Origin of the sequence: Actinomadura barringtoniae (assembly GCF_017573505.1) — a bacterium.
Taxonomy (GTDB): Bacteria; Actinomycetota; Actinomycetes; order Streptosporangiales; family Streptosporangiaceae; genus Spirillospora; species Spirillospora barringtoniae.
Window position 1 is genome coordinate 154,340 of sequence record NZ_JAGEOJ010000024.1, and the last position, 11,207, is coordinate 165,546.

The following is an 11,207-nucleotide window of genomic DNA, read 5'->3' on the forward strand; positions in this document are numbered from 1 at the left end:
CGTGGTGTTCAGGTGCAAGGCGCCCGCCCGGCCGTCATTCGGTAGGTGGTCTTGGCGGGCGGGCGGTTGCTCGGTCAGCCGGTGGTGACCCATTCGACCTGGTGGGCTTCGGTGGGGTCGGGGAGTTCCCAGCGGCCGGCGAGGCGGTCGATGACGGCGTCCGGGACCGGGGCCGTGCGGCCCCGGTTGCGGCTTCGCAGGACGGCGGGCGCGGCCTCCAGGGAGACCAGCTCGATCCTGCCCTTGTAGTCGGCGATCAGCCCGGTGCACTGCTCGCGCAGCATCCGCGACACGTTGGTGGCGTTCCACACGAACGGGCGGGCGGCCCGCAGATGCTCGCGCGCCAGCTCGTGCGCGGCGGCCGCCACCGGGCGCTGGTCGCCGGTCGGCGGAACGCCCATCTCAGCGCGCAGCCGGTCCAGGCTCACCACGGGCAGGTCCGGCCGGTTCGCCGAGATCCAGTGGTCCTTGCCGACGCCGGGCAGTCCCGACAGCACGGTCACGGTCACGCGGGTGTCGTCGTAGGCGGCGTAGCCCGGGTCGCGGCCCGGTTTGCGGAAGTACCAGAAGCGGGCGTGGTCGGAGGGGAACTCGCGCGGCCGGTCAAGGCACTGTTGCTCGGCGCAGTACTCCCCGTACAGCCCGATGTTCTCCAGCACCTCGGCGGTGTCGCCGCAGATACGGCCGAGGATGTCGGCGGTGGCCAGCAGCACCAGGTCGTCGTTGCGCGCCAGCAGGCTGACGCGGAACGCGATCTGCTGCAGGTCCGGGCGTTCCAGCGCCCAGAACGGCACCTGGTGATGGCGCACCAGCGCGGCGACGTGCTCACGCCAGGCGATCGGCGCGCCGAGCTCCCACAGGATCCGGCGCACCATCAGGTCGCCGCGCCGCGAGTGCCCGTGCGCGGTGATCCGCCCGCCCTCGTCGATCTGCGTGCAGAACGGCTTGGCGATGTCGTGCATCAGCACCGTCGTGAACAGCCGGACGCGTTCGGCGACCGGGCGCGCACGCCACTCGGGCAGCGCGGCCAGCGCCTCGCAGGCCATCCGGGTGTGGATCTCAACGTCGCCCTCGGCGTGGTGGATCGCGTCCTGCGGAACGCCCGCCAGGTTCCGCACCCAGTCGAACGTTTCCCGGATCTCCGGCCACGGCACCTGCCAGTGTGGCGGCGCCGGGCACAGGTCCTCAAACACCTGCATAGAGCACCCCCGGATCGGCGAGCCCGTTGGCGACGATCGGGCGGTCCTGCCAGTGCGTGCCCGCGTCGAGGATGGCGGTGAGGAAGCTCGGCCGGACCCACTTGTAGCGGTCGACCGTCTTCCCGTCCTCCTCGACCTTGATGTAGAGGCCCTCCATCTCGTCGGAGGTGTCGGACTCCTGCGCGACCCGTTCGGGATCGGCGCCGCCCGCCTTGGCCGCGACCAGCATCGCGTCGCGCCAGGCTGGCGTACGGCACGTGGAGGGGCCGACGAACGCCGTGAGAGCGGACACGTCCTTCAGCGGGCCTTCGTGCAGAACGGGGACCGAAACGACCGGCGTGCCAGAGAGGAGCTCGCGGCGGGCGTCGGTGGACAGGAACGAGCCGTCGACTTGGTCGAGGACGTCGAACTCGCAGAAATAGTGGGGGAGCGCGTCGTAGAAGACCGTGTGCTTGGCGTACAGCCACTCGCCGTACAGGACGTAGCGGTCGCCGAGCCGTTCCCACAGAACGTGCTGAACGGAGGCGGCCCAGGCCTTCAGGGGCCCGAACTGCCGCTCGCGGGGTCCTCCGGTGAGGAAATGCCCGCGGCTCTGCAGCCGCAGTTCCCCCTCGGAGGAGAAGCTGATGCCGGAGTTGGCGCCGTCCAGCTTCTCCTCCACCACCAGATACCGCCCGGCGATGGCCCGGAAGGGCACGGCGGCGAGATCGTGGTCTCCGGGCTGAAGCCGGGAGCCCTCGATGTGCCGGGTCCGGGGGTACTTGTGAAGCATGCTCACCGTTGTAGCGAACGGTGAGCAGCTCGGCCAAACGAATTTCAGCGGGCGGGGACGATGCGGGTCAGGGCGAGCGCCACCAGCCACAGCCCCAGACTGACCCAGGCGAGGGTGTGCAGCCCCGAGGTGAAATGGGCCGCGTGGGCCTGGTCCGCGAGCGACTGGGCCGCATGGGACTGAGCCGCATGGGACTGAGCCACATGGGCCCGGGACGCCGATCCGGCGACCGCCCCGTACACCGCGACGCCGAGAGCCGTGCCGACCTGCCGCGCGGTGTTGTTGAAGCCACCCGCCAGCCCGGCGTGCTCGGCCGGAGCCGCCCGCATCGCCCCCGCGACCGCCGCGGTCACGATCAGGCCGTCCCCGACGCCGATGCCGACCAGGACGGGCAGCAGCGCCACGTACGACCCGTTCGGCCCCGCCGACATCAGCCACAGCGACCCGGCCGCCGCGATCGCCGTGCCCGCCGTGAGCGGCAGGCGCGTGCCGAAACGGGCGGTCAGGCGTCCGCTCACCGGCGCCAGCAGCGCCAGCGGAACGGCCATCGGCAGCAGCATCGTCCCGGCGGTGAGCGCGGAGTGGCCCTGCTGCTGTTGCAGGTGCAGGGTCACCACGAACAGGACGCCGTTGGTGACCAGATTCATGATCAGTGCGATCATGTTGGCGCCCAGGAACGCCGGGGCCCGCAGCAGCCCGCCCGGCACCATCGGCGCGGTCGCACGCCGTTCCACCACCACGAACGCAGCCCACAGGACGAGTGTGGCGATCAGCGCCGCGCCCGCCGCGCCCCGCTGACCGTGGCCGGCGGCGATGACCGTCCAGACCAGGGTGCCCAGGGCCGCCGGTGCCAGGATCATCCCGGCCCGGTCCAGGGGCCGCTCTTCGGCGGTGGCCGGTCGGCGCGGCTCGCGTACGAGAGCGAGGACGCCCACCATCGCCGCCGCGACGATCGGCACGTTCACCAGGAAGATCCACCGCCAGCCGACCGAGTCGACCAGCGCCCCGCCCAGAAGCGGCCCGGCGGGCAGCGCCGTGGAAGAGATCCCGGCCCACACGCCCAGCGCGCGGGCCTGCTCGGCGCGGCCCGGGTAGATCGCGGTGATGACGGCCAGGCTTCCGGGCAGGAGCAGCGCCGCGCCCGCGCCCTGCACCACCCGCGCGGCGATCAGGCTCTCGGGGCCCGGCGCGGTTCCGCAGGCCAGCGACGCCACGCCGAACAGCCCGAGGCCGATCAGCGTCATCCGCCGATGCCCGATCCGGTCGCCCAGCGCCCCGCCGCCGAGCAGCAGCCCGGCGATCGCCACGGCGTAACCGTCGACGACCCCCTGCAGCCCCGGCAGGTCCGTGCCCAGCGACGTGCCGATCCCCGGCAGCGCGACGTTGACGACGGTCACGTCCAGCAGAACCAGGAACATCCCCGCGCACAGAACGCCCAGCATCGCGCCTCGGTGCGCGGGAGGTGCCGAGCCGGTGCTCTCGTGGGTCCGGTCAGATGTCGATGTCGATGTCGATGTCGCATCCGTCATGCATCCAGGCTGTCCCGCAGACGTTTCGTCCGGGCTCGAAGCGTGACCGCGCCGGTGTGTCCGCTCTAACCGGCCGCCGTGTGATGCATGATCACCCGCGGTCCGAGTGCGTGCAGGCCCGCGTCGATCTCGGCCTGCCAGCGCGCGCGCAGGTCCGGTCCCCACTGCTCCTGCGGGAATTCGCTGAAGCCGTGGCGGGCGTACCACGGGCCGTTCCACGGCACTTCGCGATAGGTGATCAGCGTGAGTTCGCCGTCGGCCCGTTGAACGACCTCCTTGAGCAGCGGACCGCCCAGCCCGCGCCCGGTGTGCGAGGCGTGCAGCGCGATCTGCTCCAGGTGCGGGTGCCCGTCCTGGGTGATCACCGCCGCGAAACCGACCGGGGGATCGCCCAGGACCAGGATCTCGGCGGTGCCCGTGTCGACCTCCTCGATCACGGTGGGGCCCGGCGGGAAGCGGATTCCCAGCGGCCCGAACAATCCGTCGGCGCTCGACTCGATCGCGGGTAGGAGAGGAAGATCGCGCGGCTCGGCGACTCGCACGGTGAAGGCCATGCCGCGATCGTAAGCGGCGACCGGCGGCTGGAACACTGGATAAATCGTTCGGCGAGACGGGTTGGCGGTGGGTGTGCGGTGGACGAGACGGAGTCCGTGCCAGACGTGGCGTCTGCGCGGCCATCGGCGCAGCCATCGGCGCAGCCATCTGCTCAGCCCTCGGCGCGGCTGTCAGCGCCCAGGCCGGGCTCGGCGGCGTTCCTTGCCGCCGAACGAGTCGCAGCCAAAGCCGTCACCACCGCGGGCCGCCTTCGCCTCGCCGCCGAGTTCTATCCGCCCCAGTCGGGGGAGCGCGGCCGCTACGGACGGGCTGAACTGGCGTTCCTGCGCTGGGTGATCGCCCGCGGCGTCCTGAACCCGCCCGGCACTGAACGCCCCGGCAGCCCGTGGTGGCGAGCCGTCAACGACCGTCTCCTGCGCGACAAGATCGAGGCCGACCTGCTCCACAGCGGCCCCGCCGACAACCCCGGCGACGCCTCATCCGGCAGCGTTGAGCTGTGGAGCGAGTTCCTGCGCGCGCCTACACCCGCATCCTGGTACCGCGCCCACAACTCCAGCGTGATCGGCGGATACCTAGACCACCAACACCTCGCAGAGGCCGAGCTCCCCGCCGAACGCTTCTTGATGAACGTCGCGCTGGTCCGCGTCCTGTTCTCACACGCGCTGGTCGCCCTGCCCAGACTCGCGCTCGGCTCCCTCTCACCGCTCGGCCGCCTGGCCGGTGATCCCCGGCGCGGAACGGTCAAGCTCTTCCTCGACCTGCGCCGCGTCTTCCCCGAGCAGTACCCGCTGGCCGAGATCAGCGCCCAAGAGCTCATCGCCGCCGAAGGCGCCCTGCCGCACCTTCTCGACTACGGAGTGATCGCCCCGAAGCTGCCTGAGCTGTACGCGTTCGCGGCCGTGTCGCTGGCGGAACCGAGGGTCGCCGGGCTGATCAGCGGCACCTCGCCCTGCTACGCGTGGCCGACCGCGCTCGGCGGAATCTGGCGGGACGAGGAACGAATGTCGATCAAGCTGACCGCCTACGCCACCCGCACCCGATAAGTACCGCCTACGCCACCCCGCGCACGGTGACCAGCGCGATCACTCCTTGTCCTTGCGTCGCGGCTTGGCGCGGATGTGCATGCGTTCACCCTGCCGCCCGAACAGGCTGAGGACCTCCACGGGCTTGTCGTCCGCGCTGTAGAACGCGTGCGGCACCCGGCAGTCGAACTCGGCCGCCTCACCCGGCTTCAACACCAGATCATGCTCGGCCAGGATCAGCCGCAGCTTGCCCGACAGTACGTACAGCCACTCGTACCCCTCATGGGTCTCCGGCTCGGGAACGCCCCGCTCCGGCGAGATGATCATCTTGAACGCCTGGAGCGGCCCGATGTTGCGGGTCAGCGGCAGCGACGTCATCCCGTTGGCCTCACGCGGCGCCGACCGTACGCGCGGATCGCCGACCTTCTCCGACCCGACCAGCTCATCCAGCGCGACCTGATGCGCCTGGGCGATCGGCAACAGCAGCTCCAGGCTGGGCTTGCGCTGCCCGGACTCCAGCCGCGACAGGGTGCTCTTGGAGATCCCCGTGGCCTCCGACAGCCCCGCCAGCGTCACGCCCCGTTCACTGCGCAGCTGCCGCAGCCGGGGCCCGACCTCATCGAGCACCCGTGCGGTCGCCGGTGTCTGATCCACATCAGCTCCTTTCCCTGTTTCGGCAACACTATTTGCCTCCACCACCTGCCCTGACGCACCCTCGATCCCATGAGCGACCGCCATCACCACCACGACCACTCCGACGTCGACTGGGAAGCCTGGGGCGACCAGCTGGAGTGGGAGGGCGAGATCCGCCTGCCCGCCCTCAAGGAGACCGCCGCGTGGCTGAGCACGCTGGTCGCCAAGCCCGACCGGATCCTGGACGTGGGCAGTGGTCCCGGCTATGCCGCCTGCCAATTCGCCCAGACCTTCCCCAACGCCGAAGCCGTGGCAGTCGACGGCACCCAGCCCCTCCTCGACCGCGCCGTCCTCCGCGCCACGACCCTCAACGTGCACGTCTCCACCATCGAGGCCGAACTCCCCGACGGCTTCGACAAGCTCGGCACCGCAGACCTGATCTGGAGCAGCCAGGCCGTTCACCACCTAGGAGACCAGCAAGGCACCCTCGACAACCTCTCTGGCGCCCTACGCCCGAACGGCCTCCTGGCCATCGCCGAACGAGGCCTCCCGCTCCGCTACCTGCCGCGCGACATCGGCATCGGCCGCCCCGGCCTCCAAGCACGCCTGGACGCCGCCGAAGAAGACGCGTTCGCCCAAATGCGCGCCGACCTCCCCGGCCACATACAGGCGATCGAAGACTGGCCCGGCATGCTCGCCAAGGCAGGCCTCGTCCCCGCCGGCACCCGCACCTTCCTCACCGACCTACCGGCGCCCCTGGACGAACACCCCCGCGAACTCCTCCACCGCCGCCTGACCCGCATCCGAGAAGCCGCCGCCGACACCCTCACCCAGGACGACCTGCAAACCCTCGACGCACTCCTGGACCGCGAGTCCCCCTCCGGCATCCTCGCCCGCCCAGACGCCTTCTACCTGACCGCCCAGACAATCCACACCGCCCGCAAGCCGGCGTAACCCTCCGGGGACGGGGGCGTGCCAGAGTTATGGCATGTCGACTCTGGTTCCGGAACTGATCTGCTCCGACATCGAGGCCAGCCTGGCCTTCTATCGCCTGCTGGGCTTCCGGGTGCGTTACGACCGCCCGGAGGAACGTTTCGCCTACCTAGAACTTGGTGAAGCGGAGCTGATGCTGGAGCAGCCGCTGGCCCGGGACCGGCTCTACCCTCGCGCGGAGCTTCTGTATCCCTATGGCCGGGGCATCAACCTCACGATCCAGGTGAAGGACGTCGACCAGGTCCACGCAGCGCTGCTGGCCGTCGACTGCGAGCTGTTCCTCCCGCTGGAGGACCGCTGGTACGAGCGCGCCACCGACGCCGTCGGCGTACGCCAGCTGGCCGTGCAGGACCCCGACGGCTACCTGCTCCGAATCTCTCAACACCTGGGAACCCGCCCGCGTTAACCGAACCGCCGACCCGATCCGAGTCCGGTGCCCATGTCACGCCGATGGGAGTCCGGCGCCCCCGGTCACGCCAATCGGAGTTCGGCGGCCGTCTGCCATGCCGATCGGGGTCCGGCGCCCCCCGGTCATGCCGATCGGAGTTCGGCGGCCACTGCCCGCTCGCGCTGGGCCGCCGCCTCCTCCCTCGCCGCGTCGCGTTCGCGGGCGAGCTCGCCCATTCGAGCCTGCTCGCCCCGCAACTCCAGACGGACTTCGCCCAGCTCCTCGCGGACCCGTTCGAGGGCCGCCCGTAGCTCGGCGGCCTCCGTACGAGCGACCTCGGCCCGGTCCACCGCACCCGTCTCGCGTGCGCGAGCTCGCTCGACCTCGCCGCGTGCCGCATCTCGCGCGGTCACCGCCTCTGCGAGCTGCGCCTCCGCCTGCTCCCGGGCCTGCTCGAACGACTCGGCACGGATCTCGGCTGCGACGCGTTGCCGGTCGGCAGCCGCCACAGCATTCCCGGCCTCCGTTCTGGCGGCCTTGGCCTCTTCCCGTGCCTCCTGAACGTCCGCCCGGGCCCGGTGCACTAGCGCCTCGGCATCAGCGCGTACGGCCTCGACCCTGCGGTCCGCCTCGGAGCGGGTCTCACGAACGAGCGCTTCGGCATCCTGCAGCCGTCGCTCGCAGTCCAGCCGGGCTTCCTGGATCGCGCGACCGGCCTCGGCGTGTGCCTCGCGCACCCGCTCGTCGGCCTCTTCACGCACACCCTCGATCGCCTGCTCGGCCGAACGGACGCGCTCATTGGCCTCGGCACGGATGACCTCAACAGTCTGTTGGGCCTCTTCCACCGCCGCGTCGGCCTGGGCTCGCGTCTCATCACGTTCACGCTCAGCCTGCTCGACGGCTTGCCGCGCCACCCGCGTGCGCTCCTCGGCCTTCTCCGCCGACACCTCCGCACGCGTCGCACGTTCGGCCGCGTCTTCTCGTGCCGCGAACGCCGCAGAGATCTGCGCCTGAGCCTCCGCCCGTACGGCACTGATCTGCGCCTCAACGCCCCTGGGGGAGAGCTCGGCGTCCAGCGCCTGCGCCAGCGGAGCCAACGCGGCCGTGAGCCCCTGCTCCATCCGCTCGTACAGATCCTCGGCCCGCGCCAGCGCTCCCTCCAACCCCGGCGTGCCCCGCTTCAGCTCCCGTTCGCGCTTGGCCTTCGTCTGGCAGTCGCCCTCCAGGCAGTACTCCCGCGGCCGCCCTCGTCCCGCCCGCTGCGCCACGGGCCGCCCGCAGTACCGGCAGGCCCGTTCCGTCTCGCTCACAACCGCCGCATCGCTCACCTCACCGACTCTAGCTTTTCTGGATTTCTATTTCCGGAAAATAAGAAGCTCCAGAAAACGTGTCGTTCTAACTAACGACAATGTTCGTTTGCGGAAGCTGACCGTCTGAGCGGGCATCGCGAGGGCGGCCGCTAGGCATGCGGCTGGGACGACGGGCAGGACGTATCGGTGATCAAAGTCGAGCAGCGCCACGGGCAGGACCAGGAGGGTGATCGCCGTCGCCCAGGGCAGGAACGAGCCACGGCGTAGGCCGAGCGTTCCGGCGAGGAGGATCAGGGCGAGGAACGGCCCGCGGAGGTAGGCGGGGTACTGGTAGCCGCGCAGGAATCCGGCGTATGGCTCGGCCGAGTAGTAGACGCCGCTGGCGCCAGGGTCGTACGTGGTGAGAGTTCGTCGCGCCGACGCAGGGACTCCCGTTGGTTCCCAGCGTCCCTTCTTGAAGCCGAACGCGGGCGTCACGCGTTGTGGGTGCCGGGCAGGAGTCCAGTGGAAGGCCAGGGAGACGTCATGGGCGACCGCCTGGAGGTAGTCCAGCGGTTGCGCGGCCATCGCGTGGAGTGCGAAGGACCGGGCGAGGTCGTTGTCAGCCGCAGCGCCGCCGGGCATGCGGTTGAGTGAGGAGTCCGGCGCCCACACGTACTCCGACGCGGCGTCCTGCCACGAACCGTTCGGGCACAGTGCCTCCTCCGGCTGAGGCGGCCTAATCCTGTCGCAGTCGGCGAACGTCATGGTCCGCGCCCACAGCGAGACTCCATCGACTCCGGACAGCGTGAACTTGCCGTTCTCGGCCTCGTACCAGCTCGCGTACAGGATCAGTGGCAGGAGCCCGGCCAGCGCGGCGATGGCCAACCGGCTCCAACCGATGCGGCGGGCAACCAGGTAGGCGAGGACCAGAAGGAGCAAGGGCAGCCCTACGCTCCGGGTGAGCGCAGCCATCGCGAGCAGGAGGCCCGCTGCCGCCGCAGCACGTGGTGACGGGTGGCCCGGCGACCACATCAAGGTCGTGACCGCCGCAATCACGAGGAAGATGAAGAGCATGTCCGATAGAACGGCGTGCTCGAGCTGCAGCATCTGGGCATCGAACAGCACCGGCACGCTCGCCGGCACCGCTGCCCAGACCGATACCGACCTGCGCCGCAGCAACGCGTAGACCATGACGCCGACCGTTAGCCCCATGAGGTGCTGGACGGCCACCACGAGCTCGATGCTGTGCAACGGCATGAGCAGCTTCAGGAACAGCGGATAGCCGATGTTGCGGAACCCCTGTGAAGGCCGCGGATGCAGCGCGAGCTCAAGGTACTCATAGGAGTCCACGTAGTAGATCCGGCCGGGCCGGTAGCCCAGCATCGTGACGGCCCGCAGCCCTGCAGCGAAAGCCAGCAGCACGGCGAACACGGCATGCCTTCGCGTGAACGCACCTCCGCGGCCTCCGCGGCCTTCGGGAGGCTCCGGCGGCGAAACGCTCGCCTTCTCGTCCGTATCCGGGCATGCCAAAGAGAGCTCCTTGCTCGGGTGAATGTGATGACGCCGTCAAAGTCCGGAAAGACGGCTCAGGAGTTCGGCCCCCGCGGGCTCAGTTCCAGTACGGGTCGTCCTCGAAGACGCAAGGCTTGACCGGCCCGGCGATCAGGAAGGCGCCGAGCTTCCACTGCTTCGTCCGGTGTGACTCGCCGATCTGGACGACGAGCGTCTGTCCCTGCTTGATGTGCTCGGGGAAGATGGCGAACGAGTTGGGCGACTTCTCGGGCGACATCATGCGGATGGCACGTGACGTCGGCAGGTGGTAGCCGTACTTGGCGACCCACTCGTCCATCGCTTTGGACCGCATCGGGGTCCCGGGCGGCGGCTGTGGGTCCACGGGAACGCCACGGTCGTCTTCGGTGCACCTCTCGTGCTGCGGGAGATAGGTGATGTCGGTCCGTGCCCCGTGCTCGGCCAGGTCCCGCTCCAACCGCTCGGGGTCGCGGAACTCCTTGATCGTGACGGTGATCGAGCCGTCGGCGTTCCTGGTCAGCGCGTAGGCCGCAGCCCGCGAACCGGTGAACGTGGGCGCGACGATCGCCACGAGCGTGCAGGCGGCCGCGATCGCGGCCGCCGCTGCCACACGGATGGTGACGGCCTTCCGCGATCGGCGGGCACGCTGCTCGTCCGCCCGCCTGACCGCCTCAGCCTTCAGTTCGGTGAGAAGCCGCTCCTGGAAGGTCATCGGCACCCCTCAACGGCGGTCGCCGAGATCAGGCCAGGGGCACGGCGGAGAGCTTGCCGGGCTCGATGCAGCCGGACCCGGGCGGTGCCTTGCTTGATGCCGAGTGCGGCGGCCGCCTCCGCGACCGACAACTGCTCGATGGCCACCAGCTCCAACACGGCCCGCTCGCTCTCGGGCAGCCCCTCCATCGCTTCGATGGCATGCCGAGCCTGCCGTTCCGCATCGATCTGGTCGTCGATACGCGACAGGTCATCGGGGTCCAGCAGCCGACGGCCGGCGATCCGGCTCTCCAGCTTCTTCTCCTGCACCGCCCGCCGCCGACCGGCCGAGAGCGTGTTGCGGGCGACGCCGTACAGCCAGCCGAGCTCGGTGCCGCGGTCGGAACGGTAGGTGTGCGCCGAATCCATCGCGGCCAGGAACACCTCGGCGACCAGGTCGGCCGCCATGTGCGGATCATCGACGCGGCAGGCCACGAAGCGGCTGATCTCGTCGACATGCCGCCGGTAGAACGCCTCCAGCGCCACCGGGTCCGTGGAGATCGCAGCCAGCCCAGTGGCCTTCCCACCCACTGCCCGCGCCCTC

12 protein-coding genes are annotated in these 11,207 nt (G+C 70.2%); 3 read left to right on the forward strand and 9 right to left on the reverse strand.

Annotated features, from left to right (window positions below; genetic code table 11):
* Window positions 1-74 precede the first annotated feature (74 nt).
* The 4 genes from J4573_RS44180 to J4573_RS44195 all read right to left on the reverse strand — a co-directional run bounded on the left by J4573_RS44180 (window position 75) and on the right by J4573_RS44195 (window position 4,054).
* On the reverse strand, window positions 75-1,199 hold the full coding sequence (locus J4573_RS44180) for an AAA family ATPase (protein WP_208262307.1): 1,125 nt from the start codon (window positions 1,197-1,199) through the stop codon (window positions 75-77).
* Complete coding sequence (locus tag J4573_RS44185) at window positions 1,186-1,971, reverse strand: RNA ligase family protein (RefSeq protein WP_208262309.1); 786 nt, start codon at window positions 1,969-1,971, stop codon at window positions 1,186-1,188. The genes J4573_RS44180 and J4573_RS44185 overlap by 14 nt, the downstream gene beginning before the upstream one ends.
* 44 nt (window positions 1,972-2,015) lie before the next feature.
* Window positions 2,016-3,413 carry an MFS transporter gene (locus J4573_RS44190; protein ID WP_208262311.1) on the reverse strand — a complete coding sequence of 466 codons (1,398 nt, stop codon included), beginning with the start codon at window positions 3,411-3,413 and terminating at the stop codon, window positions 2,016-2,018.
* A gap of 152 nt (window positions 3,414-3,565) precedes the next feature.
* On the reverse strand, window positions 3,566-4,054 hold the full coding sequence (locus J4573_RS44195; protein ID WP_208262313.1) for a GNAT family N-acetyltransferase: 489 nt from the start codon (window positions 4,052-4,054) through the stop codon (window positions 3,566-3,568).
* Between the two features lie 105 nt (window positions 4,055-4,159).
* Between J4573_RS44195 and J4573_RS44200 the strand changes: the two genes are divergently transcribed.
* Window positions 4,160-5,098, forward strand: coding sequence for a hypothetical protein (locus tag J4573_RS44200; RefSeq protein ID WP_208262315.1), 939 nt, complete (start codon window positions 4,160-4,162; stop codon window positions 5,096-5,098).
* 39 nt (window positions 5,099-5,137) lie between these two features.
* Here the strand turns inward: J4573_RS44200 and J4573_RS44205 are convergent, their stop codons facing one another.
* A complete protein-coding gene (locus tag J4573_RS44205; RefSeq protein ID WP_307797411.1) occupies window positions 5,138-5,731 on the reverse strand; it encodes a helix-turn-helix domain-containing protein in 594 nt (197 codons plus the stop codon).
* Between the two features lie 69 nt (window positions 5,732-5,800).
* Here J4573_RS44205 and J4573_RS44210 point away from each other — a divergent pair, with 69 nt between their 5' ends.
* A complete protein-coding gene (locus tag J4573_RS44210) occupies window positions 5,801-6,664 on the forward strand; it encodes a class I SAM-dependent methyltransferase (protein WP_208262319.1) in 864 nt (287 codons plus the stop codon).
* 34 nt (window positions 6,665-6,698) lie between these two features.
* Window positions 6,699-7,109, forward strand: a complete 411-nt coding sequence (locus J4573_RS44215; protein ID WP_208262321.1) for a bleomycin resistance protein — start codon at window positions 6,699-6,701, stop codon at window positions 7,107-7,109.
* A 125-nt stretch (window positions 7,110-7,234) separates the two neighbouring features.
* Here J4573_RS44215 and J4573_RS44220 read toward each other — a convergent pair whose 3' ends face one another.
* The 4 genes from J4573_RS44220 to J4573_RS44235 all read right to left on the reverse strand — a co-directional run bounded on the left by J4573_RS44220 (window position 7,235) and on the right by J4573_RS44235 (window position 11,149).
* Window positions 7,235-8,419: a coiled-coil domain-containing protein gene (locus tag J4573_RS44220; protein ID WP_208262323.1), complete on the reverse strand. Its 1,185-nt coding sequence runs from the start codon at window positions 8,417-8,419 to the stop codon at window positions 7,235-7,237.
* Between the two features lie 27 nt (window positions 8,420-8,446).
* A complete protein-coding gene (locus tag J4573_RS44225) occupies window positions 8,447-9,805 on the reverse strand; it encodes a phospholipid carrier-dependent glycosyltransferase (protein WP_208262332.1) in 1,359 nt (452 codons plus the stop codon).
* 187 nt (window positions 9,806-9,992) lie between these two features.
* Window positions 9,993-10,625: a hypothetical protein gene (locus J4573_RS44230; protein WP_208262334.1), complete on the reverse strand. Its 633-nt coding sequence runs from the start codon at window positions 10,623-10,625 to the stop codon at window positions 9,993-9,995.
* Complete coding sequence (locus J4573_RS44235; protein ID WP_307797412.1) at window positions 10,622-11,149, reverse strand: RNA polymerase sigma factor; 528 nt, start codon at window positions 11,147-11,149, stop codon at window positions 10,622-10,624. Before J4573_RS44235 ends, J4573_RS44230 begins: the two co-directional genes overlap by 4 nt.
* Window positions 11,150-11,207 lie beyond the last annotated feature (58 nt).

Coding starts and splice junctions, on each gene's coding strand:
- J4573_RS44180 (WP_208262307.1), bottom strand. CDS start 1,199: ATGCAGGTGTTTGAGGACCTGTGCCCGGCGCCGCCACACTGGCAGGTG.
- J4573_RS44185 (WP_208262309.1), bottom strand. CDS start 1,971: ATGCTTCACAAGTACCCCCGGACCCGGCACATCGAGGGCTCCCGGCTT.
- J4573_RS44190 (WP_208262311.1), bottom strand. CDS start 3,413: ATGCTGGGCGTTCTGTGCGCGGGGATGTTCCTGGTTCTGCTGGACGTG.
- J4573_RS44195 (WP_208262313.1), bottom strand. CDS start 4,054: ATGGCCTTCACCGTGCGAGTCGCCGAGCCGCGCGATCTTCCTCTCCTA.
- J4573_RS44210 (WP_208262319.1), top strand. CDS start 5,801: ATGAGCGACCGCCATCACCACCACGACCACTCCGACGTCGACTGGGAA.
- J4573_RS44215 (WP_208262321.1), top strand. CDS start 6,699: ATGTCGACTCTGGTTCCGGAACTGATCTGCTCCGACATCGAGGCCAGC.
- J4573_RS44230 (WP_208262334.1), bottom strand. CDS start 10,625: ATGACCTTCCAGGAGCGGCTTCTCACCGAACTGAAGGCTGAGGCGGTC.